This window comes from Tessaracoccus sp. (genome assembly GCF_016714275.1).
In the GTDB taxonomy this organism is placed as follows: Bacteria; Actinomycetota; Actinomycetes; order Propionibacteriales; family Propionibacteriaceae; genus Arachnia.
In genome coordinates, this window is record NZ_JADJNP010000001.1 from 256601 (window position 1) to 282731 (window position 26131).

Below are 26131 nucleotides of genomic sequence, written 5' to 3' on the forward strand. Positions count from 1 at the left end.
TCAAAGAGTGTGCTCTTCCGAGGAGAAGCTTAACCGCCTCACGGTCCCGGCGGGCACGCGCCCCAGATCAGGTTTCCTGGATGCGGATCCGCGCCTCGAGGGCGCGCACGGCCTGACGGGCGGCGGCGTCGGCGTCGATCCCGCTCGCGTGCGCCCTCGCGACCAGCGCGACGATGCCCTCGCCTACCTCGTCGGCGTCGATGGGCGCGTCCGGTAGGTCGACGGCGACGCCGTGCGAGCGGCTCCGCGACACCACCTTCTGGGCTCGGGCCACGACGCTGAGGGCGTCGGCTAAGCCGTCAAGCGACGAGCTGCGGCCCTTCTCCTCGCGCTTTCGCTGCTCCCAGGTTGCGCGCAGGTCCGCGGGCACGTCGGCATCGCCGAACACGTACGGGTGGCGGCGGATCAGCTTGTCCGCGATGCCGCGGGCGACGTCCTCGACGTCGAAGCGTCCCTCGTCCTCGGCGATGCGCGCGTGGAAGTAGACCTGCAGCAGCAGGTCGCCGAGCTCTTCCTCGAGGTCCGCGCTGGTGCCGGTCTCGACGGCGTCGACGACCTCGCCCGCCTCCTCGATCAGGTGCGGTAGCAGCGACGCGTGCGTCTGCTTCGCGTCCCACGGGCACTCGACCCGTAGGCGCGCCATCACCTCGCGGAGGCGCTCGAGCTCACTCGGCGGCATCGGCCGCCGGGACGGACAGCGACCCGGTGGTGGCGAACAGCGCATCCTCACCGGGGGTGAAGCGGCCGTAGCGGGGGTTCATCTGCACGTCGAGGCCCTTCAGCACGGCCAGCGCAGCCTCCTGGTCAACCTCGGCCAGCATCTGGTTCTTGATCGCCGCGAGGGCGACCGGGCCGCAGTCGGGGTCGCCCGCCATCGCGTCGCCGTTGGTGAGCATCTGCCCCGCGACCGTCTTGAGCTGGTCGTCCTCGATCGCCTGGCCGGACGAGGCGGCGAGTCCGTCGAAGACGTGACCCATGATCAGGATCTTCACGACGTCGGGCCGCGGGATCTCCTGCCCAAGGATCTGGGAGCAGCCGTCGGCCATGCGCGTCAGGTCCGCCTCGGAGACCGACTGACCGTCGACCACCAGCGCCGTACCCGCGGTGGGGCTGCAGGCCGCCAGCATGGCCATCGCCGCGACAGCCGGGACAACGCGCGTGAGCTTCATAGAAATCCTCTCGAAATTCGGGTGCTGCGGCACCCGCGCCAGACTACCTCAAACCGCTGGTTGAGCTGGGCCGCGAGGAACGAGCGCCCGTGTCGAAGCCAATGAAGTCACCCCATTGGTTTCGACGCGTCGACTCGGCTGCGCCTCGCGCGGCGGCTCAACCAGCGGTCACGCGTACATTCGCTCGAGGAAGGTGGTGGCCCAGGCGAGGTAGTCGTCGGCGGGCTTCGGGACCCAGACCTGATCCACGGCGGACTTGATGGTCGACCCGGGATACAGCCGAAGCAGTCGCACCTGCTTCGACTCTGGAAGGACCATCGGCGAGAAACGCACGATCTTGCCCTGCGGCACGATCTCCTGGATGCCGAGCTCACGCGCCAGGTTCCGGAGCCGCGCGACACCCAGCAGCGCAGCGACGGGAGCCGGCGGCTCGCCATAGCGGTCGACGAGTTCGGCGCGGACCGCCTCGACGTCGGCCTCGGTGCGGATCTCGGCGATCTGCTTGTACATCTCGAGGCGCAGGCGTTCGGAGGCGATGTAGTCGTCGGGCAGGTGGGCGTCGACCGGGATCTCGACGCGCATCGTCGGCTCGGGCTCGGTGTCGTCGCCGCGATAGTTCGCGACGGCCTCGCCCACCATGCGGAGATACATGTCGAAGCCGACGCCCTCGATGTGGCCGGACTGGTCCTCGCCGAGCAGGTTGCCCGCGCCGCGCAACTCAAGGTCGCGCATGGCGATGGCCATGCCGGAGCCGAGGTCGGTGTTGGCCGCCATCGTCGCGAGCCTCTCGTGCGAGGCCTCACTCAGCGGCTTGTCCGCGGGGTAGAGGAAGTAGGCGTAGCCGCGCTCGCGGGAGCGGCCGACACGGCCGCGCAGCTGGTGCAGCTGCGAGAGCCCGAGCTTGTCGGAGTGGTCGATGATCAGCGTGTTCGCCGACTGGATGTTCAGGCCGGACTCGATGATCGTGGTGCAGACGAGGACGTCGGCGCGCCGCTCCCAGAAGTCGAGCATGACCTGCTCCAGCTGGCGCTCGTTCATCTGGCCGTGCGCGGTCACGATCCGCGCCTCCGGGATCAGCTCGCGGAGCTGCGCCGCGGTCTTCTCGATGGTGCCGACGCGGTTGTGGACGAAGAACACCTGGCCCTCGCGCGCCAGCTCGCGGCGGATCGCGGCCTTGACCTGAGCGTTGTCGTAGGGTCCAGCAAAGGTGAGCACCGGGTGGCGTTCCTCGGGCGGGGTGGCGATGACGCTCATCTCGCGGATGCCGGTGATGGCGATCTCCAGCGTGCGGGGAATGGGCGTGGCGGACATGGAGAGTACGTCCACGTTGACCCGCATGGCCTTCAGCCGCTCCTTGTGCTCGACGCCGAAGCGCTGCTCCTCGTCGATGATCACCAACCCGAGGTCCTTGAACTGGATCTCCTTGCCGAACAGGCGATGCGTGCCGATGACGACGTCGATCTTGCCGTTGGCCAACCCCTCGACGACCCTGCGCGCCTCGGCGTCGGTCTGGAACCGCGACAGCTGCGCGAGGTGCACGGGGAAGCCCGCGAACCGCGAAGCGAAGGTCTGATAGTGCTGCGTGACAAGCAGCGTCGTCGGGACGAGCACGGCCACCTGCTTGCCTTCCTGCACCGCCTTGAACGCGGCCCGCACCGCGATCTCGGTCTTGCCATACCCGACATCGCCGCAGATCAGCCGATCCATCGGCACCAAGTTCTCCATGTCGGCCTTGACCTCGACGATGGCGGACAGCTGGTCGGGCGTCTCGACGAAGCTGAACGCGTCCTCCAGCTCGCGCTGCCAAGGCGTGTCGGGACCGAACGCATGCCCCTTCGTCGCTTGGCGCGCTGCGTACAGCTTGATCAGCTCCGACGAGATTTCGCGAACGGCCTTGCGGGCCCTCGCCTTGCGCTTGCTCCAGTCGGCGCCACCCATCTTGTCGAGGCTCGGCGACTCGGAGCCGACGTAGCGGCTCAGCTGATCGAGCTGGTCCATCGGGACGAAAAGCCGGTCGCCGGGGTGTCCGCGCTTGCTGGGCGCGTACTCGATCACGAGGTAGTCGCGCGTCGCACCCTGAACCGTGCGCTGGACAAGCTCGACGAAGCGACCGACGCCGTGCTGCTCGTGGACCACCGGGTCCCCGGCCTTCAGTTCCAGCGGCTGGATGGTGGCCTTGCGGCGGGCCGGGAGCTTGCGCTCGGCGCGGTCGACGCTGGTCTGTCCGGTCAGCTCCGCAGCGGTGATCACCTCGATCTTCGGGCCGTCGGCGCGCCACCCGGCGAGCGCCGAGGACAGCACGACGGTGACCGATCCAGGCTCGGGCGCCTCCTCCAGCTCGCCCGCCGTCGCCCGGAGCCCCGCCTCCCTGAGCAGTTCGACGAGCCGAGTCGCAAGGCCGCGTCCCTCGACGGCAAGGACGATGCGCCAGCCGTCGGCGACCCGCGCGGCGATGTGTCGCGTGGCGGCGTCGGTGTCGCCGCGGAACGACTCCGATGGGCCGACGGCGAGGTTCCGGGAATGCACGGAGTCGGCGTCGAACTCTGGTTCCGGTGCGTCGCCCACGCCGAACGGCGACAGCGACCACCAGCCGAGGCCCCGCTCGAGCGCGTGGAGACGGACGTCTGCGAGGGTCCAGTAGGCGGAGGCGCCGAGGTCGATCGGCGACTGCCCTCCCCCGGCAGCCGCGGCCCAGCTGGCCTCCAGGAACTCCTGGCTGGTGGCCACGAGTTCCGCGGCGCGGGTGCGGATCAGCTCCGGCTGCGACGCGAGGACCAGCGAGCCCTCCGGAAGGACGTCGACGAGCAGCTCGAGCCCCTCGACAAGCACGGGGATGAGCGCCTCCATGCCCTCCTTCGCGTGCCCCTCGGAGACCGGTCCGAGCAGGTCGGCCAACTCGGGATGCTGCGCGGCGAGCCTGCGCGCCCGCGCGCGCACGCCGTCGGTCAGCAGCAGCTCACGGCAGGGCGCAGCGACGACAGCGGACATCGTCTCGCCGGTCGAGCGCTGGTCCGCGACGGTGAACGTGCGGATCTCGTCGACCTCGTCGCCGAAGAAGTCCACGCGCACCGGGTGCTCCGCGGTGGGCGGGAAGACGTCGACGATTCCCCCGCGGACGGCGAACTCGCCCCGCCGCTCGACGAGGTCGACCCGGTTGTAGGCCGCGCCCGCGAGGTCACTCAGCAGGTCGCTCAGCGGGTACTCACGTCCGACCTCGATGCGCACCGGCGCCATCTCGGACAGCCCCTTGACCTGCGGCTGGAGCAGCGAACGCACCGGCGCGACGACCACGCGCGGAGCGGGCAGGTCGTCGTGCCCGGCGAGCCGGCGCAGCACCGCGAGGCGGCGGCCGACGGTGTCCGCACGCGGGGACAACCGCTCATGCGGCAGCGTCTCCCAGGCGGGGTAGTACGCGACGGCGTCCTCGCCGAGGAGGTCGCTGAGTTCCGCGGTCAGCTGCTCGGCCTCGCGGTACGTCGAGGCGACGAGCAGGACGGTCCGGCCAGACTCCTCCGCGAGCGACGCGACGAGCCGGGGAAAGAACGATGCGACAGTGGTGACGTCGAGCGTCGTGACGCCCCGACGGCGGGAGTCGGCGAGCGTGGCGGCGAAACCGGGGTCCGTCTCAAGCAGCGCTAGCAGTCCGGGAAATTTCACCCGCTTACCCTACTCCTGACTAGCTATTGAAGCGGTTCTGCGCCTCGACGAGGCCGTTGCGGACCAGATACTCGACCGCGTCGGCGGCGACGGCGGCGTCGACGCGCAGTTCGTCCAGTTGCGTCGGCTTCACCTTCGCCAGCACGTAGTCGGCGGCGGGTTGGCGGCCCTCCGGGCGGCCGATGCCGACGCGCACGCGGTAGAAGTCGCCGGTACCGAGATGCGCGCGGAGCGACTTCAGGCCGTTGTGCCCGTTGTCGCCGCCGCCGCACTTCAGCCGCAGCCGGCCCGGATCGAGATCTAGCTCATCGTGGATCGCGATCACGTGATCGGCGGGGATCTTGTGGAACGCCGCGACGGCCTTCACGGCCGCACCGGAGTCGTTCATGTACGTCGTCGGCTTCGCCAACACCAGCTTCAGGGCCGGCTTGTCGCCGCTGGGCGGCAGCGTCACCGTCGCGATCTCGGCGCGCAGCCGCGACGCAAGGGAGAACGAAGAGCCGTAGCGGTCCGCGAGGTCCGCTACCGCCCAGAACCCGACGTTGTGCCGGGTGGGAGCGTAGGCCGGACCCGGATTACCGAGCCCGACCACGAGAAAGGGAGACTCGCTCACTCCGCAGCTTCGGCGCCCTCGGCCTCGTCGCCCTCAGCGGTGGCCTCGACGGCCGGGGCGACGACGGACACGACGAGCAGGTCGCCGTCGACGGCGGGCTCGACGCCGTCAGGGAGGGCGACGTCGGAGACGAGGATCTGGTCGCCGACGGTCAGGCCCTCGACGGAGACCTCGAACTCGGTCGGGATGTCAGTGGCGGGCGCGTGCACGGAGATCGCGACGATCTCGTGGTTCACGATGGCGCCCTTCTCCGCCTCGCCGACGAAGGTCAGCGGGACGTCGACGACGACGCTCTCGCCCGCCTTGACGAGGATGAGGTCGACGTGGTCGATCGTCGGGAGGATCGGGTCGCGCTGGATCTGCTTCGGCAGGGCGAGCACCGGCTTCTTCTTGCCGTCGATGTTGATCTCCAGCAGCGCGTTCGCGGTGCGCAGCGCCAGGAAGAGGTCCTGGGCGGGCAGGGCGAGGTGCACGGGATCGGTGCCGTGTCCGTAGAGGACGGCGGGGGTCTGGCCGGCGCGGCGCAGGCGGCGCGCGGCGCCCTTGCCGAACTCGGAGCGGGTCTGGGCGGAAAGCGTGGCGTCAGCGGCCATGTCGGGTTCTCCTCGAGCTGAAAGATGAATGGGGCGTACGGCGCCAAGCGAGGAGCGGGCTCGTCGATAACGGACATGAATCCCTCGCCAGGCAGCCCGGACAGCATACACCGGCGCGGCTAAAGTACGACCATGACCGACGACGCGAGGCGTGCGAAAGCGCGAGACCGCGTGAGCATGCGCGAGGTCGCCGCCCTCGCCCAGGTCTCCATCGGCACGGTCTCCAACGTCCTCAACAACCCGGACCGCGTGCTGCCCGCCACTCGCGAGCGGGTCGAGGGTGCCATCGCGGAGCTCGGGTGGATCCCCAACAAGCAGGCCCAGCACCTGCGCGCGGGACGCAGCCGCACGGTCGGCGTCGCCCTCATGGACGTCGCCAACCCGTTCTTCGCCGACATCCTGCGCGGCGCCAGTGCGCGGCTCGAGGCCGCCGGCTACTCGGTCCTGATCGGCGACGCCGACCAGGATCCGGCCAGGCAGGCGCGGATCCTCCACGGCTTCCTGGAGCAGCGCGTCCGTGGCGTGATCCTCGGGCCCATCGGCGCCACGCCTCCAGAGGTCGGGGAACTCGCCGGCGCAGGGATCCCCACGGTGCTGTTCGACCGCTTCACCCAGGACGCCGAGTGCTGCTCGGTCGGCGTCGATGACGTCACAGGCGGCCGGATCGCGATCGAGCACCTCACCCAGGTGGGTCACCGGTCAGTCGCCTTCGTCGGCGGCCCGTCGACGCTGGCCCAGGTGCGGAAGCGCCGCGAGGGCGCCGAGGCCGCCGCCGCCGCCGCGGGCGCGACGCTGCTCGCCATCTCCACCCCTCAGCTCGACGTCGCCGGCGGCCGCCAGGCCGCGGAGGAGATCGCCCTCATGCCGGCCGACCTTCGCCCCACCGGCGTGTACTGCGCCAACGACATGACGGCCATCGGACTGCTGCAGGGCCTGATGCGACAAGGGCTGCGGGTGCCCGAGGACATCGCGATCGTCGGGTACGACGACATCGTGTTCGCGGCCGCGGCCGCCGTGCCACTCTCATCGGTCGCCCAGCCTCGGCGCGAACTGGGCGCGGCCGCGGCCGACCTGCTGCTCGCGGAGATCGCCGACGACGAGGCGAGCCGGACGCACGTCCACCGGTCCCTCCAGTTCACGCCGACCCTCTCCGTCCGGCATTCGAGTTCACCCCGGCCAGTCCCTCCGCCTTGACTCGGGTCCGTTGCGGGGGTATCGTCTATTGAAACGATTCAAACTCCACCGTGGGAGAAGCAAATGACGACCTTCGCATCCATCACCGATCAACTCGCCCAACAGGCCATCGAGGTTCCATCGTGGGCGTACGGCAACTCCGGTACGCGGTTCCGGGTCTTCGGCACGCCGGGCACGCCGCGCACCGTGTTCGAGAAGGTGGCGGACGCCGCGCAGGTCAACGCCTACACCGGGCTCGCGCCCAAGGTCGCGCTGCATATTCCGTGGGACAAGGTCGACGACTGGGCGGCGCTCGTCGACTACGCGACCGAAGTCGGCGTCGAGCTCGGCACGGTCAACTCCAACACGTTCCAGGACGAGGCCTACAAGTTCGGCAGCCTCGCCCACCACGATCCCGCGGTCAGGAACAAGGCCATCGCCCACCACCTCGACTGCCTCGACATCATGAGCAAGATCGGCTCGCGGGACCTGAAGATCTGGCTGGCCGACGGAACCAACTACCCCGGCCAGGGCGACATCCGCCGTCGCCAGGACTGGCTGGCCGACTCCCTGGCGAAGATCTACGCGCACCTCGGCCCCGAGCAGCGCCTCGTGCTTGAGTACAAGTTCTTCGAGCCCGCGTTCTACCACATGGACGTCCCGGACTGGGGCACCTCGTACGCCCACGTCTCCGCGCTCGGCGACCAGGCGCTCGTCTGCCTCGACACCGGCCACCATGCGCCGGGGACCAACATCGAGTTCATCGTCGCCCAGCTGCTCCGTCTGGGGAAGCTCGGCTCGTTCGACTTCAACTCGCGCTTCTACGCCGACGACGACCTGGTGGTTGGCGCCGCCGACCCGTTCCAGCTGTTCCGCATCATGTGGGAGGTCCGCCGCGGCGGCGGCCTCGACCCGGCGACCGGGGTCGCGTTCATGCTCGACCAGTGCCACAACATCGAGGACAAGATCCCCGGACAGATCCGCTCCGTGCTTAACGTGCAGGAGATGACGGCGCGCGCCCTGCTCGTCGACGCCGACGCTCTTCAGGCCGCTCAGGAGCGCGGCGACGTGCTGGGCGCGAACGCCATCCTGATGGATGCGTTCTACACCGACGTGCGGCCGCTGCTCGCCGAGTGGCGCGCCTCGCGCGGCTTCCCCGCCGACCCGATGGCGGCCTTCGCTGAGTCCGGCTACCTCGCCCGCATCGCCGAGGAGCGCGTGGGCGGCACCCAGTCCAGCTGGGGTGCGTAAGTGGCATCGGTCATCGCAGTAGACCTCGGCGCGACGAGCGGACGGGTCGTCCTCACGTCGTTCACCGGCGGGCGCGTCTCGCTCGCCGAGGTGCACCGCTTCTCGACTGCCGCCGAACACACACCCGAGGGGCTGCAACTGGACGCCGTCGCGCTGTTCGGGCGCATCCAGGAGGGCATCGGCAAGGCGATGGAGCTAGCGGGCGGCGACGTCGCTGCCCTCGGCATCGACTGCTGGGCCGTGGACTACGGGCTGATCGGCGACGACGGCCTGATCGGCATGCCCTTCAACTACCGAGATGCTCGCACCGCGGAGGGCAAGGCGGAGGTCGACCGCCTGGTGCCGCCCGCGGACCTTTATGCCGCGACGGGTATCCAGGCTGTTGGGTTCAACACCGTGAACCAGTTGACCGAAGACAGGCTAGCGGGTCGCCTCGACGGCGCCCGCCGGTTCCTGATGCTGCCCGACCTGCTCGGTTGGTGGCTCACGGGGCGCGAGTTCGCCGAGCGCACCAACGCGTCGTCGACGGCGCTGCTCGACCCGCTCACCGGTGACTGGCATTGGGAACTGATCGACCGCCTCGGGCTGCCGCGCCGCGTCTTTCCCGAGGTCGTCGAGCCGGGAACCGTGATCGGGCCGATCACCGTCGGCCCGGCCGCCGGGGTTCCCCTGGTCGCCGTCGGCTCGCACGACACGGCCTCCGCGGTCGTCGGCGCGCCGCTCGCCGGCCCGGACGACGCCTACCTCTCGTCGGGTACCTGGTCTCTGCTTGGGATGGAGTTGACCGGCCCGGTGCTCACGCCCGCGTCGGCGGCGGCGAACCTCACCAACGAGGCCGGCGTCGACGGCACCGTCCGGTACCTGAAGAACGTGATGGGGATGTGGATCCTCTCCGAGGCCGTCCGCGATTGGCAGGCCGCAGGGGCCGAGGTCTCGGTGCCGGAGCTCGCAGTCGCGGCCCGCGCCGTCGAGGACGCCCCGCGCTTCGACGCGACCGACGACTCCCTGATCCCTCCGGGCAACATGCCCGCTCGCGTGAAGGCCCTGGTCGGCGACGACCCGCGCATGGACGACCCGGTCTTCTTCACCCGCTCGGTGATCGAGTCGCTTGCCGATGCCTACGCCGGCGTCGTCGACCAGCTCGCCGCGCTCACCGGCCGCGCGCCCACCCGCGTCGCGATCGTCGGCGGCGGCTCCCACAACTCACTGCTCTGCCAGCTCACCGCCGACCGCACCGGCCTGCCCGTCAGCGCCGGCCCCGTCGAGGCGACGGCGATCGGCAACTCGCTCATCCAGGCCCGCGCCGTCGGGCTCGTCTCCGGAACCCTCTCCGACCTGAGAAAGATAGTCATGGCTTCCTCCGACCTGACCGACTACCGTCCCTCCCCCGCCCGCCCACAGGCGGAGCTGGCAGAGATCACCGCACTTAGCAACGAGTTCGGCGCGGACCCCACCTTCGTGCGCGCCGGCGGCGGGAACTCGTCGGCCAAGGCCGACGGCGTGCTGTGGATCAAGCCCAGCGGCGTCGCGCTCGAGGCGATCACACCCGAGGACCTCGTTCCTCTCGGCATGGATGTCCTGAACGGCTCGCTCGATGCGCCCGACCCCGACCCGTCGTTCGGCGACCCGGTCAACCACATCGCCACGCTCGCGAGGCTCGACGACGGCCCGCGCCGGCCCTCGGTGGAGATCCTCTTCCACGCGCTGATCCCCGACACCTACGTGCTGCACACGCACCCGCTGCCGATCAACGCGATCACATGCAACGCCGACGGCGAGGCGATCACCGCCGAGCTGTTCGGCGACGACGTGCTCTGGGTCGGGTACACCGACCCGGGCCTGCCGCTCGCCCGCCTGATCAAGCAGCGCCGGGAGGAGTTTGAGGCCCGCACCGGCGCCCCCGCGCCCAAGGCCACGTTCCTGATGAACCACGGCCTGATCGTCGCTGGCGACGACCCCGCCGCCATCCGCGCGCTGAGCCACGAGATCGTGGCGAAGATCGACGCCGCCATGGCGGCCTCCGCCGAGCTGCCCGCCGCGGCGGCCACCGACTGGGAGGCGGGCGCCGACCAGATCGCGGCAACGCTGCAGGACGCGCTCGGCGCCGGCGCCGTCGCCGTCGCCGTCGAAGGCGTCGCCGCCTCGTTCCCCGCAACCGAGGCCGGGCGCCGGTTCCTCGTCGAGGGGCCGCTGATCCCCGACCAGATCGTGTACGCGGGATCGTTCCCCGTGGTCCTAGAGTCGGGCGACGACGTGGCCGCCAAGGTGGCGGACTTCCGCGCCGGGCGCGGCGTCTCGCCGATCGTCGCCGTGGCCCCCGGGCTGGCGAGCTTCGCCGTCGGCGAGTCCGAGAAGCAGGCCGCCACCGCACTCGGCGTATACGTCGACGCGCTGACGGTCGGCGAGGCCGCGAGTCGCCTCGGCCGGGTCCGCGCGATGGACCAGCGGGAGCGCCGGTTCATCGAGACCTGGGAGGCGGAGGCCTACCGCCAGCAGGTCGCGAAGACCGGCTGAGGGACTTTCTCGGCCCGCGATTCGATGCCTCACGCAAGACACCGCACGTTCCGCTAGAGTCAAGTCGATCGCTCTACGACAGAGCGATCACCCTTCCTCCTACCATGCAAAGGAGCAACCCCATGCGACGCACCACCAAGATCGCGGCGGCAGCCGTAGCGATCCTCCTCACCGCAGCCGGCACCGCCTGCACCAAGAAGAACGTCGAGCCGGCACCTGCCCCGGGGGGAACCCAGAGCACCGCCGCAGGCAACGCCAACTTCAAGATCGCCTTCGTCCCCAAGCTGCAGGGCATCCCCTACTTCGAGGCCATGAACGAGGGCGGCAAGGACGCGGCCGCCAAGCTCGGCGGCACCTGGCTGTACCAGGGTCCGACCACCGCCGACGCCGCCGCCCAGGCCGATGTCGTCGGGACCTTCATCCAGCAGAAGGTCGACGCGCTGTTCATCGCCCCGAACGACCCCGACTCGATGGCCCCGAAGATCCAGGAGGGCATCGACGCCGGAATCCACGTCGCCACGTCGGACACCGACGCTCCCAACTCGGCCCGCGAGCTGATGGTGCTGATGGCCTCCGCCGAGGGCATCGGCAAGTCCAACACCGAGGCGATCATGGAGGCCATGGGGGGGAAGGGCGAGTTCGCCATCGTCTCCTGCGGCGAGACCGCCGACCAGCTGAACCAGTGGATCGCGGAGATCAAGAAGTTCACCGAGGCGAACTACCCCGAAGCGACGGTCGTCGACACCGTATTCGCGGGTGAGGACGTCGCGAAGGCCACCCAGATGGCAACCGACCTCATGAACGCCCACCCGAAGCTGACCGGCATCGTCGGCACCTGCTCCACCGCGGGTCCCGGCATCGCGCAGGCCGTCGAGAACGCTGGCAAGATCGGCACCGTCTTCACCGTCGGCATGGGCACCCCCAACGACATGGCCAAGTACCTGAAGAGCGGAGCCGCCAGCGCGGGCGTGCTTTGGGACGCGAAGGCGCTTGGCTGCCTCACCTACTGGGCAGGCACCCAGATGATCGCGAAGAAGGAGTTCCAGGCGACGCAGGCGGTCTCCGAGTGCGACCTCGACGCCGTCACCTACGACGCCTCCACCAAGGTGCTGCTGATGGGCGAGCCCCTCACCTTCACCAAGGACACCGTCGACAACTACAACTTCTAGCGTCTCCTTCTCCGAGGAGTCTCAGCATGACGACAACAGCTGAGGGGCGTGCCGCGCACAGCGGCACCCCCCGCTTGGAGATGCGCGGCATCGCCAAGAGTTACGGCGCGGTGAAGGCCATTCGCAACGCCGACCTCACCCTCTACCCCGGCCAGGTGCTTGCGCTGGTCGGCGAGAACGGGGCGGGCAAGTCAACGCTCATCAAGGTGCTGTCGGGCGCCGTCATCCCAGACCGCTCCGACATCACCTTCGATGGGAAAAAGGTAACCGTCTCCTCGACCTCCGACGCCATGGAGCTCGGGATCGCGACGGTGTATCAGGAGCCGCAACTCTTCACGGAGTTGACGGTCTCGGAGAACATCTTCCTTGGTCGCGAGATTCGAAGGGGCGGAAGGATCGACTGGGCGGCTCAGTCCGAGAAGGTTCAGGAGCTGCTCGCCCTGCTCGACCTGCCGGCCCACTACGGGACGGCAACGGTCGGCGACCTTTCGATCGCGGAGCAGCAACAGGTCTCCATCGCGAAGGCACTCGCCGGCGACTCGACCATCCTGATCCTCGACGAACCCTCCGCTATCCTCACCGATGCCGAGATCGAGGTCCTCTTCCGGGTGGTGCGGCGGCTGACCGCCGCCGGTGTCTCGGTGATCTACATCTCGCACCGCCTCGACGAGCTGTTCCGAATCGCCGACGACGTGCTTGTCATGCGCGACGGCCAGACCATCGGCACCTACCCGATCACCGAGCTCTCCGTGCGCAAGGTCGTCGAGCTGATGGTCGGCGGCATCCTCACCGAGGAGCGCCACGAGCGCGCCATCGATCTGGACGCCGTGCCGCGCCTCGAACTCGTGGGGCTCTCCCGCGCTGGCGACTTCCACGACGTCAACGTGCGGGTCCGTCCGGGCGAGATCGTCGGGCTCTACGGGCTGGTCGGCTCGGGTGTTGCCGAGATCGCCGACTCGATCTACGGCATCAGCCAGGCCGACGGCGGCGAGCTGAGGCTCGACGGGGCGTCGGTAAGGCCCCGCTCGCCACGCCACGCGCAGAAGCTGGGGATCGGGCTGCTGCCCGCCAACCGCAAGGCGCAGGGCATGTTCTCGTTCCAGTCGATCATGTTCAACATCTCCGCTGGGCACCTGACGCTGCTGAGCCACGCGGGAATCTGGATGAACGGCGCCAAGGAGCGAACCGTCGCAAAGGACATGATCAGGCGCCTCGCAGTAAAGACGCCATCCGAGATGCAGCGGATCGGCGCCATGTCGGGCGGCAACGCTCAGAAGGTGGTGCTGGCGAGGCAGCTCGTCGAGCGCCCCCAGGTGCTCGTCCTCGCCGAGCCGACCCAAGGCGTCGACGTCGGGGCGAAGGAGGAGATCCACCGCATCATCGCGGAGCTCGCCGACCAGGGCACAGCGGTGCTCGTTGTCACCTCCGACCTCCCCGAGGCCATCCGGATCTCGGACCGCCTCCAGGTGGTTCGCGCCGGTACCACGACCGTCGAGTTCGGGCCCGGCGCGACTCAGGTAGACGTGCTCGCAGCGGCTGCGGGACAAACCGATCCCGAACCCGAGAAGGAGGCGAAGTGAGCACCGCTACCGCCAGCCCCGCGCGCGCAAGGAAGGCGCGCATCCTCGCCCCTCCCGTCACCGGACAGGAGATCGTGCTGATCGGCGTGATCGCCCTGCTGTGGACGCTGCTGGCATTCAACACGCCGGCATTCCTAACGGCCAGCTCCATCCAGCCGCTGCTCGGCAACGTTGCGCCGATCGCCCTGATCGGCATCGGCATGACGATCGTCATCATCACGGCGGGCATCGACGTGTCTGTCGGCGCCAACATCGCGGTCAGCGCTGTCGTCGTCGCGAAGATCGTCCTCGTCCAGGCCCAGCAGGGCATCGTCGTCGCCCTCCTTGCTGGCATACTCGTCGGCGGCGCCCTCGGCCTGCTCAACGGCTTCCTGATCGCCTACGGCCGGGTACATGCCATCATCATCACCTTCGGCACGGCGAATCTGTTCCAGTGGCTGAGCCTCAGGCTCTTCGACTCCAGCACCGTCAACAACATTCCCGAGACCCTCGCGGCATTGGGCAACGGCGCGGCAGGCCGCGCGCTCTGGGTACCGAACTCGTTCCTGATCGCGCTGCTGCTGACAGCCTTGGCGTGGCTCTACCTGCGGCACACCGCAGGCGGTCGCCACTTCTACGCCATCGGCGGCGACGAGGTCGCGGCACAGCTCGCCGGCGTCAACGTCAAGCGGCGCATCCTGCTCGCGTACATGATCACCGGCCTGCTCGTCGGCCTCGCGTCCTGCGTCGTCGTCGCCCAGGGCTCGAACCTCGGCCAGACGGTCGGTGCAGGCAAGGAGCTTGCCGTGATCGCGGCGGTCGTCATCGGCGGCACCTCGATCACGGGTGGCCGCGGCTCGGTGCTCGGCACCGTGCTCGGCGCCTTGCTCGTCCAGACGGTCGCCTCCGGCGTCACGCAACTCGGTTGGCGCTCCGAACTGTCCGACCTTTTCGTGGGACTCGCCATCATCGTGGCCGTCGGCACGGACCTCATCCGCGAGCGCGCAAGGAGGAAGGCATGACCACAACAACAGCACCCCAGAAGGCGACCCGCGAGTCGAGACCTGCGCTGATTCTGCGCACGCTGCTTACCCAGCGGGTCGCGCTGCTAGCCGTGCTCGTCGTCCTGCTCGTCGCCTACTTCATGATCCTCGGTGCCAACGACTACCTGACAGCTTCGTACGACTTCGACTACATGGCCTCCGCGCTGATCAATGCGGTGCCCATGGCGATGCTCGGCTTCGCGCAGCTCTTCGTCATCACCTCCGGCCGAGGCGGCATCGACCTCTCCGTCGGGGCAATCGTCTCGCTGTCCGGCATGACCTTCGGATTCATGTACGGCATCTGGGGGTGGTCCCTGCCGATGGCGCTCATCGGCACCGTGCTCGTCGGGGCGGTCCTCGGCCTGATCAACGGGATTCTCATCGCCTACGTCGAGTTCCCCGCGCTGATCGCCACCCTCGCCACGTTCTACACATTCAAGTCGATAGCCGTCGTCATCAACGACCAGCGTCCCATCAGCACGCAGCCCATCCAGGACCTGTACACGTCGACGGCGAGCTCTGTCCCGCTGCCCCTGATCGGCGACTACCTGCCGGACTTCCCGCGCGGCGTATTCCTGTTCCTCCTCCCGACGCTGGTCGTGGTGTGGCTACTGCTGTCGCGCACCAGCTACGGGCGACGGATCTACGCCATCGGGACAAACGACGTCGCGGCGCGGTGGTCGGCGATCAACGTGAAGGCCACCCGTGCGGGCGCCTACGTCCTGAGCGGTGCGATCTCAGGGCTCGTCGCCGTCGTCACCGTAGGTCAGTTCGCCTCGGCCCGGCCGGATGCGGGCGTCAGCGGCAACGGCATGGCGCTGCCCGCCATCACCATCGCGGTGCTCGGCGGTGTCGCCATCACCGGCGGCATCGGCCGGGTATCAGGCATCGTGCTTGCCACGCTGCTCGTGGTCTGGACCAACGCGGGCATCCGCCTCGCCTTCGAGGGCAACGCAGGCCCGCAGTTCCAGCTTCTGGCGCTCGGCTTGCTTCTCATCTTCTCTGCACTTCTCAACGGATTCTCCAACCGCCGCTACGGCGGCGCCGGATGATCCGACTCCCGAAAGAAAAGGACATCACCCCATGACATCCCCAATTGGCGTACACGCCCTCGTCTTCACCGGCGACTTCGACACCGCCGGCATCGAGCAGTCAGCCCAACGCGCGGCGAAAGCAGGCTTCGACCTCATCGAATACCCCTTGATGGACCCGTTCACCTTCGACGCCGCCGCGGCCCGCCGCGCGGTGGAGGGCGAGGGGCTCCAGGTCTCGGCCAGCCTCGGCCTACCCATCGACGCCGACATCAGCAGCGACGACCCAGCCGTCGTCGCGGCAGGCGTCCGGCTCCTCGACACCGCGCTCGAGAAGACGGCAGAGATGGGGGGCACCGACCTCTGCGGCGTGCTCTACGGATCGATGCGCAAGCACCTGGCCCCATGCACGGCCACCGGCCGAGCGAACAGCGCCGCAGCCATCGGCGAACTGGGCCGCAAGGCGGAGGGCCTCGGCGTCAGGATTGCGCTCGAGGTGGTCAACCGCTACGAGAGCAACATCCTGAACACCGGCCGCCAGGCGCTTACCTACCTCGAAGAGGTCGGCACCGACTGGGTGAAGGTGCACCTCGACACGTACCACATGAACATCGAGGAGTCGGATCTCTTCCAGCCCTTCCTGGACACTGGGACCCAACTCGGCTACGTGCACATCGGCGAGAGCCACCGCGGCTACCTCGGCACGGGCTCCGTCGATTTCGAGAGCACCTTCCGGGCGCTGGCCCGCATGGGCTACGACGGCCCGATCACGTTCGAGTCCTTCTCGTCCGCGGTCGTCTCCCCGACGCTCAGCAACACGCTCGGCATCTGGCGAAACCTTTGGTCCGACGGTGACGACCTCGCGGCGCACGCGAACCGCTTCATCAGGGACCACATCCTCGCCGTGAAGACCATCGAGCTCCACTGAGGACTGTAGTCCGGGCAGTCTGCTCGCCGAACTGCCCGGACTGCAGGTGCTGCTATTCGGCCGCGAGCGCCTCGGTCGGGGTGGCGTTCGCGGCGCGGCGACCGGGGAGGATCGACGCGAGGACCGCGGCCAGCAGGCACACGCCGATCAGGCTGCCGGTGTACACCGGGTCGAGCGAGAACCGCAGCTCCATGATGCCCTCGGGCATCGAGGCGATCGCCGCCTTGACGCCGAGCCAGCCGAAGAACGACCCCGCGATTAGGCCGATCGCCGTGCCGACGCCGACCATCGCGAGCGCCTCGACAAGCAGCATCACGCGCAGCCCCGCGCGCTGCATGCCGAGCGCGCGCAGCAGTGCCGACTCGCGCTGCCGCTCGATGACCGAGAGCCCCAGCGTGTTACCGACGCCGACAAGCGCGATGACAACGGCGACGCCGAGGAGCGCGGTAAGCACGATCAGCATCACATTCATCACCTGCGTGAGCGCCGACGCCATCATCGCGCCCGACTGGTTGAGCGAGATCTCCGGATGCGCGGCAAGAACGGCGGTGACCTGGTTCAGCTGTGTCGACGACGTACGGTCGTGCAGCTTCAGCCATACCTGCGTCACGCTCTGCTCGCCGGTCAGCTTCGCGAAGTCCGCCGCGGTGACAAGTCCGGTGGACCAGTCGATGCTGTCCGAGGTCTTGACCGTGAGCTCGATCGGGCCATCGCTACCCTGCAGGGTGATCTTCATGCCGGATTTCACCTCGCCGGAGAACCCAGCCGCGTCGGCGACCATGGAGGATCCGTTGCTGAGGAAGATCTCCCCGTCGGCGGGAACGCTGCGGTTGGGGCGCTCGACGCCGAGGTCCTCGTAGGCTGCTCCGGGCGCGATGACGGATGCGCCGTCGGCGCCCACCGGCTTCGACTCGATCCCCGCTACGTTCTGAACGGCACCCAGGCCGCGCAGCTGATCGATGAGCGACGCGGGAATGACCTCGTGGCTGACGCCGACGACGTCGATCGGGTACTCCTTCTCGATCGTCGCCATGCCCGACGACCGCGCCGTGGCCAGCGCTGCCTGCAGCGTCACGATCAGGCCGACGGCGAGCATCAGGGCGGTGGCCGTCGAGGCCGCGCGGCGCGGGTTGCGGGCGGAGTTCACGAACGCCATCCGCACCGTCGGCCCCGCAGCCCCGAACAGCTTGCCGAGCAGGCCCAACAGGGGGGCGACGTAGAGCGGCGCGGCGCCGAGCACCGCGATCGTGAGCGCGACGCCCGCGCCGATGGCCCAGGCAAGCGCCCAATCCCCGCCGCGGAGCGCGACGGTCGCGAGGAACACGCCACCGGCACCGAAGAGCCCGCAGACCACCGCACGGACGATGCCGGCGCGCTTGGCCTGGGCCTCCGTGGGAACGGACTGGAGCGCCTCGAGCGGCCGGACCCGGGACGCGGCGACCGCGGGGCCGAGCGAGGCGACCATCGTGACGAGCACGCCGACGAGCCAGGCGAGCGCGAGCTCCCAGGGCACGACGGTGAGGCCGAAGTAGTTGGAACCCGTCACGGCTCCCCCGCCCCAGGCAACGGCGAACCCAACGCCGAGGCCGAGCAGCGAGCCGACGGCGCCGATCAGGAACGACTCGACGACGATGCGGCCCCTGACCTGCGCCGGGCTGGCGCCGACGGCGCGCAGCAGCCCGAGTTGGCGGCGGCGCTGCGTGACGAGGATGGTGAACGTGTTGGCGATGGTGATGGCGCCGACGAGCAACGCGATGGCGCCGAACCCCTGGAGGAAGTACTTGAAGATGTCGACGTCGGCGGTCATGGCGGTGAGGGTCTCGGCGCGCGCCGCGTCCCCGGTCTCGACCGTGGCCTTCCAGCCGTCCTTCTTCAGCGCCTCCTCGATGGCGGGAATCGCGGCGGCGGGATCGCCGTCGACGGCCACGATGAAGCGGTCGGTGGTGAAGCCCTCGCCCGCGAAGGGGGCGACGTAGCCGACCGTCGTCCACAGCGTGTCCGGGTCGTCGGTCTCGCCGACGATCTTCCACGCGGGGCGGTCCGCCTCGACGGTGAGGGAGTCGCCGACAGCGGCCCCGAGCTTGGCGAGGGCACCGCGAGACAGTGCCAACTCGTCGGGCTTCTCGGGGAGCCGGCCGGTGAGGACCTTCGACCACCGCAGCTCGGCGGGCGCCGTCTCGAAGAGGGAGATGGTCGCTGTCCTGTCGCCCTTGGTCAGCATGGCGACCCCGCCGGCGGGCTCACGCAGCGCGGCGGTGACCCCAGGAACGGTGCCGAGCACGTCGTCGACGGCGCCCAGCGGATCCGAGCCGTCCTCCGGCCACTCGTACTCGTCAATGGCGACCACCACGTCGGCCTTCGAGATCTGGAGAGCGTTCTGCTTGCCCAGCGCGCTCTGCTGCGAGTTCACGAACACCGAGATGGCGGCGACGAACCCGACGGAGATCGCGATGGCTACAAGGGTGGCGACGAAGCGGGTGGGATGCAGCCGCAGCTCGCTCAAGGCATGGCGCAGCATCAGCCCATCACCCCGAGCTGGACCGCGAGGGCCTCGGCGGACGGGTTGGCGATGTCGTCGACGATGCGGCCGTCGAGCAGCATGAGGGCACGGTCCGCATAGCCGGCGGCGCGCGGGTCGTGCGTGACCATGATGATGGTCTGGCCCTGTTCGCGGGCGCAGGCCTGGAGGTACTCGAGCAGCGCGGTTCCCGTGCGCTGGTCGAGGGCGCCGGTGGGCTCGTCGGCGAAGATCACCTCCGGGCGCGCCATGAGGGCGCGGGCGACGGCGACGCGCTGCTGCTGGCCGCCGGACAGTTGGCTGGGGCGGTGCGTCAGGCGGTCGGCGAGGCCCAGCGAGGAGACGACGGAGCCGAGGAACTGCCGATCGATCTTGCTCCCGGCCAGCTCAAGGGGCAGGACGATGTTCTGCTCGGCGGTGAGCGTCGGAAGCAGGTTGAAGGACTGGAACACGAAGCCGACCTTGTCGCGGCGCACTCGGGTGACGTCGCGCTCCGACATCGTCGCGATGTTGTCGGTGCCGACGTACACCGCCCCCTTCGTCGGCCGGTCGAGGCCGGCCATGCAGTGCATCAGCGTCGACTTGCCCGAGCCGGACGGCCCCATGATGGCGGTGAAGCTGCCGCGCGCGATGGCGACGCTCACGTTGTCGACGGCAACGACGGGCTGTTCCCCGCTGCCGAACACCTTTGTCAGGTTCTGCGTGCCGCAGGCGGGCACCTGGTCGATGGGCTGAGTCACGTGATTCTCCGGTTTGTCGTGTCGTGCCAGCCCAGGCTATTGCGCCTGCTGTTGCCCCGACATCCACCGAACGTCTCCCCCTCGCGGATGCGCGTGGCACCTTGGTCGGACCCGACCCCGACCGGAGGCCTTAGCCTCGATCCACCGATCCGCGCCTACTACGCGACCCCATCCAGGCACACCGGCTTCGCCCTGACCGCTCAACAGACGTATCCGGTATGCCTTCGCGTCCAGCGCTTGCCACCGCACCCGTCTGGTGCCGCTCGCTACGGCACCCACCGGCGGATCGAGGCTCAGCCTCAGTCCAGGAGAGCGTCGACCAGCTCGTGCAGGTGATCGACGACGCGGTGGACGGAGGCGAGGACCTCCGGCGGCGAGTAAGAGAAGGCCGTCGCGTGATCGGCGACGACGTGCATGGGAATGTCGTTCCACGAGTCGCCGATCGTGTAGAGCACGTCGCCGTCGCGCGGGTCCAGCTCCATGAAACGGCGCACGCCGCTACCCTTCGAGGCGCCGAGCGGCACTATGTCGAGGAAGCCGAGGTTGGGTGCGAGATCGGCCCGTCCGGCGATCAGTTCGCGGAGCAGCGGCTCAAGGCGGGCGCGGTCGGCGTCGTCGGGCACGTAGGTCGGGAGACCCACGATCTGCTTGCCGGGAACATCCTCCAGCAGCACGGGAACGGACGGGATGTGCAGGGCCGATGTGTCGTGGACGTTGTCGATGACTCGCCAGTCGCCCTCGAGATCCGTGACATAGGAACGGACCGGCTCGTCGCGCAGCAACTCATACACCTCCGCGAAGAGGCTCTGGTCCAGCAGCGTGGACCAGCGCGGGCGGAACGCGGAGTCGGTGATGGCGCCACCGGTGAAGGCGACCGCGCCGTCTACCTCGATCCCCGAGTTCCCCCACGCCGCGCGGATGGCGGCGATGGAGCGACCTGTCGAGATGATGGCGCGGTTGCCTGCGGCCCGCCAGCGGTTGATGGCCGCGGCGTTCTCCGGAGAGATCTGCTGGTCGAAGACGATCGTGCCGTCGAGATCAAATGCGAGTGTCGCCATAGGGCCGCTCCTCGTTGTCGTGTGTGTGTGTAAAGGAAGCACTGATCAATCGGGCGCCGGCTACGGCGCACCAGATCGAGCGATCTGAACTCTCAATATCTTCGGCGTTATGGCTAAGCCTGGCCGTTGAACAAGGATGTCACCGAACCGTCGAGGAACACCGCATTGATCGCCTTGGCGATGAGCGGCGCGATCGAGAGCACCGTCAGGTTGTTGATCGGCTCGGGCGTGCGAATGGGCAAGGTGTTGGTGACGATGATCTCCTCGATGCCCGACTGATTCAGCCTCTGCGCGGCCGGTCCGGAGAAGACGGGGTGCGTCGCCGCGCAGATGACAGCCTTCGCGCCGTGCTCGCGCAGGGCGTGCGCAGCCTGCGCGATGGTGCCCGCGGTGTCGATCATGTCGTCGACGAGCACGCAGACACGGTCCCTGACCTCACCGACGACCTCGTGCACGGCCACGGTGTTGGCGACGTTGGGGTCGCGGCGCTTGTGGATGATCGCCAGCGGGCAGCCGAGCTTGTCCGTCCACATGTCGGCGAGGCGGACGCGGCCGGCGTCGGGCGACACGATCGTCATCTCGGAGGTGTCGTACTTCTCCTTGACGTACTCGGCCAGCGGCGGGAGGCCCCACAGGTGGTCGACGGGGCCGTCGAAGAAGCCCTGGATCTGCGAGGCATGCAGGTCGACCGACATGATGCGGTCCGCGCCCGCCGCCTTGTAGAGGTCGGCGACGAGGCGGGCGGAGATGGGCTCGCGGCCGAGGTGCTTCTTGTCCTGGCGCGCGTAGGGGTAGAACGGGGCGACGACAGTGATCCGCTTGGCGGAGGCGCGCTTCAACGCGTCCACCATGATCAGCTGCTCCATGATCCACTCGTTGACCGGCGACGTGTGGGACTGGATGACGAACGCGTCGCAGCCGCGCACCGACTCCTCGAAGCGGACGTAGATCTCCGAGTTCGCGTAGGTGAGCGCGCGCGTCGGGACCAGCTCGGTCTCCATGATCCGTGCCACCTCCTGAGCCAGCTCCGGGTACGCGCGCCCGCTGAACAGCATCAGGTGCTTGTCGTTCTTGGCGATGTGGGACATGGGTGTGTCAGGCCTTCTTCTGTCGGGACTCGGCCACCGCGGGGTGGATCGTGCCGTCGCTCTCGGCGGCGGCCGCCGCCCATTTGGAGCCGGGGCGGCGGTTCGGGACGTACCCCTCGACGTTGCGCTGCTTGCCGCGGGCGACCCCGAGGGCTCCCGCGGGGACGTCGCCGGTGATGGTCGAGCCGGCCGCGACGATGGCGCCTGCCCCGATGTCGACGGGGCTGACGAGGACCGAGTTGGACCCGACGAACGCGTTCCTGCCCACATGCGACGTGGACTTGTTGACGCCGTCGTAGTTGGCGAAGATCGTGCCCGCGCCGATGTTGGCGCCCTCGTCGACGAACGCGTCGCCGCAGTAGGCCAGGTGCGGGACCTTCGCGCCGTCGGCGATCTGCGCGTTCTTCGTCTCGACGAACGCGCCGATCTTCCCCTTCTTGCCGAGGATCGTGCCGGGGCGGAGATAGGAGAAGGGGCCGACCTGCGCACCCTCCCCGATGACGGCGAACGATCCGTGCGTGCGGATGACCTCCGCGCCCGCACCGACCTCGACGTCCATGAGCGTGGTGTCGGGGCCAATGATCGCACCCTCGCCGACGCTGGTGGCGCCCTGCAGGATGACGCCTGGATGAAGGAGGACGTCGGGCGCGAGGTCGACGTCGACGTCGATCCACGTGGTGTTCGGGTCGACCATGCTGACGCCCTTCAACATCCACGCGTCGCGGATGCGGCGGTTCATCTCTGCATTCATGCGCGCGAGTTGGACGCGGTCGTTGACGCCCTCGGTCTGCCAGACGTCGTCGATCAGGTGCGCGCCGACCCGGCGCGCCTGGCTGTGCGCGTAGTGCAGGACGTCGGTGAGGTACTGCTCGCCCTGCGCGTTGTCTGTTGTCAGCGACGCAAGGCCCTCGCGCAGCGTGACGGCGTCGAAGACGTAGATGCCGGAGTTGATCTCGCGGATGGCCCGCTGCTGGTCGTCGGCGTCCTTGTGCTCGACGATGCCGATGACGGCCTCGCCTTCGCGGAGGACGCGGCCGTACCCCGTCGGGTCCTCGACCTCTGCGGTCAGGACGGTGGCCGAGTTGTGATGCGCGCGGTGCACCGCGACGAGCTGGCGGAGCGTGTCTCCGGTGAGCATGGGCACGTCGGCGTAGGTGACGACGACGTCGCCGTCGAGCTCGCCGAGGCCGGCGAGGCCGCAGCCGACGGCGTGACCGGTGCCGAGCTGCTCGTCCTGCACGGCGGTGGTGACCGACGCCGACAGCTTCTCCAGGTGCTCCTCGACCTGCTCGCGCAGGTGCCCGACGACGACAACAAGGTGCTCGGGGTCGAGGGCAGCCGCGGACGACACCGCGAAGCTGAGCATGGACTTGCCCGCCACCTCGTGGAGGAGCTTGGACTTCGTGGACTTCATGCGGGTCCCGCCGCCTGCGGCGAGGACCACAACAGCGGCTACGGGCGAAAGCTCGCTCTCGGTGGACACGGCTCCTCCTTGTTTGGTTGGCCGACGAACCGCCACGCGGCCGTCGCCTGACGCGAGGTCGCGGGGTGAACGGGCATCATCCTAGTACCTCGCGGGCTGCCGAAAATCCGTTTACCGGTCACGCTGGGTTGCGGGCGGAATATCCTCCAGCAACACCGCGGGGGCGACGCCGAGAGCATCGGCGAGGCGACAGAGGTTGTCGAAAGCGACGTTGCGCTCGCCCCGCTCTATGCCTCCGACGTACGTCCGATCCATGCCCGCCGCGTGGGCCAACCCTTCCTGGCTGAGCCCCTTCTTCTTGCGCAGGGCGCGCACCGTCGAGCCGAGGGCAAGGCGACGAGGCGAGACGGACACCCAGTCACAATTTCGGCTCCGCTGCCTATAAGTCGACGGACTATAAGTATCATTACTGACATCCGTCCTACCCAAGGAGAGAAACGACATGACCCAGCAGCCAGAGCACCCCCTCCCTCCGGCTCCTCCCAGCGCACCCCCGCAAGGGCCGTACGCTCCCGGCCAACAGGCCGGCCCCGCGCCTCGAGGCCTCGCAATCGCCGCGTTCGTCGTCGGAATCGCGGCCTTCCTAAGTGGCTTGGTGCCCGTGTGGGGGATCGTCGCGGGACTCGCGGCTGTCGCGCTGGGCATCATCAGCCTCCTCAAGGGGCAGACCAAGTGGATGACGGTTCTCGCGATCGTCCTCGGCGGCCTGGCCGTCGTCGCATCCGCATTCACCACTTTCACCACGGCCGCGCTGCTCAACGCCGAGTCCCCGAAGTCCCCACCGGCGGCTTCCACACCGCAGCTGACCGCGGGCCCCGAGACATTCGCCTCCACCGAGCCTTCCAACTCGCCTGCCGCCGAACCGAGTCCTTCGGCAGCTCAAGAAGCACCGGAGATGGATCGCAAGTATGCCGTGACCATCAACGACTCACGGATCATCAAGGACTACGAGGGCAAGCCTGCATTGGTCGTGGACCTCACCTTTACGAACAACTCCGACGACACGGCGAACTTCATGTTCGCTACGAGCGCCAAGGCGTTCCAGGACGGCGTCGAACTTGAGTCGATGGTGTTCACCATGAACGACACGGACTACGACTCAAAGAACTCCATGAAGGACATCAAACCTGGCAAGTCGATCGACGTGCAGCAGGCCTTCCTCCTCGACGGCAAGGACGACGTCGAGCTCACCGTTACGGAGTTGATCAGCTTCGACGACACGCCTTTGGCCAGCGCGGTCATCTCCGTCAAGTGACCGAGTTCTGAACCACGCAACGTGCGCCCCAGCCGAAAGCTCGGCCGGGGCGCACGCGCTTCCGCCTCGAAACTGGGCATGGCTGCGGTCAAGATCACCGCGCGGTCAGTGCTACTGACCGCTGGACCGGCTGGGAGGTAGCACCACCATCGAGGCTGATTCCGCCACGTGTTCCGGCGGAAAGCCCCTTGGCTCCCCGGGCAGGAGTCGAACCTGCTGCGCTAATCCTGATTCAAAGTCAGGCGGGCCCTACCGAAAGACCAACCGGGGACTGGCCCCGGAGGGCCGCGCAACAGTCTATACAGCGCGCCTCGACCCGGCCACCGAACCACATCGCGCGGCGGCGCCAGCCCTCCGTCGGCGGCGCCAGCGTTCCATACCGCGACGCCTGCGTTCCGTCCGCGACGCCTGCGTTCCATACCGTCGCGCCTGCCTTTCGACGAAGACGCCTGGCTTGCGTCATGGCGCCTGCCCTCTCACACCTATCAAGGCAGGCGCCACGACCGAACGCTGGCTACACGCTCGAGCGGCAGGCGTCACGGTGCGGAAGCCAGGCGTCACAGAGCATGGGCAGGCGTCACGACGCAGCGCAGGCTTGACGCTTCGACGACAGGCGCCACGGGGGTCCTGGGCGGAGGAAAGCAGTTGTCCACAGATGTCGCCCCGCGTGAGAAATCGGGGGTTCCGTTTGACACTGTACGGAGCGAGGAAGGAGATCGACGATGACAAAGGTGCGGTGCTTCGGCGCGGGTGACCCGCTGTACGAGGCCTACCACGACGAGGAGTGGGGACGCCCGGTGGCGGACTCGCCCGATGAGCGGGAGCTGTTCGAACGCGTCTGCCTCGAGGGGTTCCAGGCAGGGCTGAGCTGGATCACGGTGCTGCGCAAACGCGAAGCGTTCCGGGCGGCTTTCGCCGGGTTCGACCCGTCGGCGATCGCGGAGTTCGGCGACGACGACATCGCGCGTCTGATGGCGGACGCGGGCATCGTTCGGAACCGGTTGAAGATCGAGGCGGCCATCTCGAACGCACAGGCGCTGCTCGCGCTGCACGGAGCGGGTGAGCGGCTGGCAGGCCTTGTCGTCGCGCACACGCCAGAGGCGCGGGATCGGGCACCGCTCAGTTTCGCCGACGTGCCCGCCCAGACACCGGAGTCGCTGGCCCTCAGCAAAGCGTTGAAGAAGCGCGGGTTCCGGTTCGTCGGCCCGACGACGATGTACGCGCTGCTGCAGGCGGTGGGCGCCGTCGACGACCACATCCAGGGCTGCTGGCTCGCCCGGACATGACAC

Annotated in this window: 20 protein-coding genes, 1 tRNA gene and 1 pseudogene; 10 read left to right on the plus strand and 12 right to left on the minus strand. The window is 68.7% G+C overall.

The annotated features are described in order from the left end of the window. Positions 1-67: 67 nt before the first annotated feature. The 5 genes from IPJ61_RS01260 to IPJ61_RS01280 form a co-directional block, all read right to left on the minus strand. Positions 68-679: a nucleoside triphosphate pyrophosphohydrolase gene (locus IPJ61_RS01260; protein WP_297102228.1), complete on the minus strand. Its 612-nt coding sequence runs from the start codon at positions 677-679 to the stop codon at positions 68-70. Next, complete coding sequence (locus IPJ61_RS01265) at positions 666-1169, minus strand: hypothetical protein (protein ID WP_297102230.1); 504 nt, start codon at positions 1167-1169, stop codon at positions 666-668. The genes IPJ61_RS01260 and IPJ61_RS01265 overlap by 14 nt, the downstream gene beginning before the upstream one ends. A 168-nt stretch (positions 1170-1337) precedes the next feature. After that, a complete protein-coding gene (mfd, locus tag IPJ61_RS01270) occupies positions 1338-4826 on the minus strand; it encodes a transcription-repair coupling factor (protein WP_297102232.1) in 3489 nt (1162 codons plus the stop codon). Positions 4827-4845: 19 nt separating this feature from the next. Next, a complete protein-coding gene (gene pth / locus IPJ61_RS01275; protein ID WP_297102234.1) occupies positions 4846-5439 on the minus strand; it encodes an aminoacyl-tRNA hydrolase in 594 nt (197 codons plus the stop codon). Then, positions 5436-6032 carry a 50S ribosomal protein L25/general stress protein Ctc gene (locus IPJ61_RS01280; protein WP_297102236.1) on the minus strand — a complete coding sequence of 199 codons (597 nt, stop codon included), beginning with the start codon at positions 6030-6032 and terminating at the stop codon, positions 5436-5438. The genes pth and IPJ61_RS01280 overlap by 4 nt, the downstream gene beginning before the upstream one ends. 132 nt (positions 6033-6164) lie before the next feature. On the opposite strand from IPJ61_RS01280, the gene IPJ61_RS01285 reads away from it, so the two are divergent. The 8 genes from IPJ61_RS01285 to IPJ61_RS01320 all read left to right on the plus strand — a co-directional run bounded on the left by IPJ61_RS01285 (position 6165) and on the right by IPJ61_RS01320 (position 16700). Next, positions 6165-7226: a LacI family DNA-binding transcriptional regulator gene (locus IPJ61_RS01285; protein WP_297102238.1), complete on the plus strand. Its 1062-nt coding sequence runs from the start codon at positions 6165-6167 to the stop codon at positions 7224-7226. 63 nt (positions 7227-7289) lie between these two features. Next, positions 7290-8456 (plus strand): L-rhamnose isomerase, encoded by a 1167-nt coding sequence (gene rhaI, locus IPJ61_RS01290; RefSeq protein WP_297102241.1) that lies wholly within the window; start codon positions 7290-7292, stop codon positions 8454-8456. After that, positions 8457-10970: an FGGY-family carbohydrate kinase gene (locus IPJ61_RS01295; RefSeq protein ID WP_297102243.1), complete on the plus strand. Its 2514-nt coding sequence runs from the start codon at positions 8457-8459 to the stop codon at positions 10968-10970. A 122-nt stretch (positions 10971-11092) separates the two neighbouring features. Further along, positions 11093-12139 (plus strand): autoinducer 2 ABC transporter substrate-binding protein, encoded by a 1047-nt coding sequence (locus tag IPJ61_RS01300; RefSeq protein WP_297102245.1) that lies wholly within the window; start codon positions 11093-11095, stop codon positions 12137-12139. 26 nt (positions 12140-12165) lie between these two features. Then, on the plus strand, positions 12166-13719 hold the full coding sequence (locus tag IPJ61_RS01305; protein WP_297102247.1) for a sugar ABC transporter ATP-binding protein: 1554 nt from the start codon (positions 12166-12168) through the stop codon (positions 13717-13719). Next, on the plus strand, positions 13716-14720 hold the full coding sequence (locus tag IPJ61_RS01310; protein WP_297102249.1) for an ABC transporter permease: 1005 nt from the start codon (positions 13716-13718) through the stop codon (positions 14718-14720). Before IPJ61_RS01305 ends, IPJ61_RS01310 begins: the two co-directional genes overlap by 4 nt. After that, the gene (locus IPJ61_RS01315; protein ID WP_297102250.1) at positions 14717-15793 is read left to right on the plus strand and encodes an ABC transporter permease; all 1077 of its coding nucleotides are present in this window, start codon (positions 14717-14719) and stop codon (positions 15791-15793) included. Before IPJ61_RS01310 ends, IPJ61_RS01315 begins: the two co-directional genes overlap by 4 nt. A gap of 31 nt (positions 15794-15824) precedes the next feature. After that, entirely contained in the window at positions 15825-16700 is an 876-nt protein-coding gene (locus tag IPJ61_RS01320) for a sugar phosphate isomerase/epimerase family protein (RefSeq protein ID WP_297102252.1), read from the plus strand. 52 nt (positions 16701-16752) lie between these two features. Here the strand turns inward: IPJ61_RS01320 and IPJ61_RS01325 are convergent, their stop codons facing one another. The 6 genes and pseudogenes from IPJ61_RS01325 to IPJ61_RS01350 all read right to left on the minus strand — a co-directional run bounded on the left by IPJ61_RS01325 (position 16753) and on the right by IPJ61_RS01350 (position 23941). Next, entirely contained in the window at positions 16753-19218 is a 2466-nt protein-coding gene (locus tag IPJ61_RS01325) for an ABC transporter permease (protein WP_297102254.1), read from the minus strand. Then, positions 19218-19949 (minus strand): annotated as a pseudogene (locus IPJ61_RS01330) (ABC transporter ATP-binding protein); the annotation flags it as partial. The gene IPJ61_RS01325 and the pseudogene IPJ61_RS01330, both read right to left, overlap by 1 nt. Before the next feature lie 308 nt (positions 19950-20257). Then, positions 20258-21016, minus strand: a complete 759-nt coding sequence (locus IPJ61_RS01335; protein ID WP_297102256.1) for an HAD hydrolase family protein — start codon at positions 21014-21016, stop codon at positions 20258-20260. Between the two features lie 113 nt (positions 21017-21129). Next, complete coding sequence (locus IPJ61_RS01340; RefSeq protein ID WP_297102258.1) at positions 21130-22104, minus strand: ribose-phosphate diphosphokinase; 975 nt, start codon at positions 22102-22104, stop codon at positions 21130-21132. Between the two features lie 7 nt (positions 22105-22111). Further along, positions 22112-23587: a bifunctional UDP-N-acetylglucosamine diphosphorylase/glucosamine-1-phosphate N-acetyltransferase GlmU gene (gene glmU, locus IPJ61_RS01345; RefSeq protein ID WP_366505076.1), complete on the minus strand. Its 1476-nt coding sequence runs from the start codon at positions 23585-23587 to the stop codon at positions 22112-22114. 111 nt (positions 23588-23698) lie between these two features. Continuing rightward, on the minus strand, positions 23699-23941 hold the full coding sequence (locus tag IPJ61_RS01350; RefSeq protein WP_297102260.1) for a helix-turn-helix domain-containing protein: 243 nt from the start codon (positions 23939-23941) through the stop codon (positions 23699-23701). A gap of 88 nt (positions 23942-24029) precedes the next feature. Between IPJ61_RS01350 and IPJ61_RS01355 the strand changes: the two genes are divergently transcribed. After that, complete coding sequence (locus IPJ61_RS01355; protein WP_297102262.1) at positions 24030-24842, plus strand: DUF5067 domain-containing protein; 813 nt, start codon at positions 24030-24032, stop codon at positions 24840-24842. 189 nt (positions 24843-25031) lie between these two features. Here IPJ61_RS01355 and IPJ61_RS01360 read toward each other — a convergent pair. Then, a tRNA-Gln gene (locus IPJ61_RS01360) sits at positions 25032-25113 on the minus strand. Between the two features lie 451 nt (positions 25114-25564). On the opposite strand from IPJ61_RS01360, the gene IPJ61_RS01365 reads away from it, so the two are divergent. Then, complete coding sequence (locus IPJ61_RS01365) at positions 25565-26128, plus strand: DNA-3-methyladenine glycosylase I (protein WP_297102264.1); 564 nt, start codon at positions 25565-25567, stop codon at positions 26126-26128. Positions 26129-26131: the final 3 nt, after the last annotated feature.

What these genes read in the sequence shown, in the direction of transcription:
- IPJ61_RS01260 (WP_297102228.1), bottom strand. Translation starts at nt 679, where the DNA reads ATGCCGCCGAGTGAGCTCGAGCGCCTCCGCGAGGTGATGGCGCGCCTA.
- IPJ61_RS01265 (WP_297102230.1), bottom strand. Translation starts at nt 1,169, where the DNA reads ATGAAGCTCACGCGCGTTGTCCCGGCTGTCGCGGCGATGGCCATGCTG.
- IPJ61_RS01280 (WP_297102236.1), bottom strand. Translation starts at nt 6,032, where the DNA reads ATGGCCGCTGACGCCACGCTTTCCGCCCAGACCCGCTCCGAGTTCGGC.
- IPJ61_RS01285 (WP_297102238.1), top strand. Translation starts at nt 6,165, where the DNA reads ATGACCGACGACGCGAGGCGTGCGAAAGCGCGAGACCGCGTGAGCATG.
- rhaI (WP_297102241.1), top strand. Translation starts at nt 7,290, where the DNA reads ATGACGACCTTCGCATCCATCACCGATCAACTCGCCCAACAGGCCATC.
- IPJ61_RS01300 (WP_297102245.1), top strand. Translation starts at nt 11,093, where the DNA reads ATGCGACGCACCACCAAGATCGCGGCGGCAGCCGTAGCGATCCTCCTC.
- IPJ61_RS01305 (WP_297102247.1), top strand. Translation starts at nt 12,166, where the DNA reads ATGACGACAACAGCTGAGGGGCGTGCCGCGCACAGCGGCACCCCCCGC.
- IPJ61_RS01315 (WP_297102250.1), top strand. Translation starts at nt 14,717, where the DNA reads ATGACCACAACAACAGCACCCCAGAAGGCGACCCGCGAGTCGAGACCT.
- IPJ61_RS01320 (WP_297102252.1), top strand. Translation starts at nt 15,825, where the DNA reads ATGACATCCCCAATTGGCGTACACGCCCTCGTCTTCACCGGCGACTTC.
- IPJ61_RS01325 (WP_297102254.1), bottom strand. Translation starts at nt 19,218, where the DNA reads ATGCTGCGCCATGCCTTGAGCGAGCTGCGGCTGCATCCCACCCGCTTC.
- IPJ61_RS01335 (WP_297102256.1), bottom strand. Translation starts at nt 21,016, where the DNA reads ATGGCGACACTCGCATTTGATCTCGACGGCACGATCGTCTTCGACCAG.
- IPJ61_RS01340 (WP_297102258.1), bottom strand. Translation starts at nt 22,104, where the DNA reads ATGTCCCACATCGCCAAGAACGACAAGCACCTGATGCTGTTCAGCGGG.
- IPJ61_RS01355 (WP_297102262.1), top strand. Translation starts at nt 24,030, where the DNA reads ATGACCCAGCAGCCAGAGCACCCCCTCCCTCCGGCTCCTCCCAGCGCA.
- IPJ61_RS01365 (WP_297102264.1), top strand. Translation starts at nt 25,565, where the DNA reads ATGACAAAGGTGCGGTGCTTCGGCGCGGGTGACCCGCTGTACGAGGCC.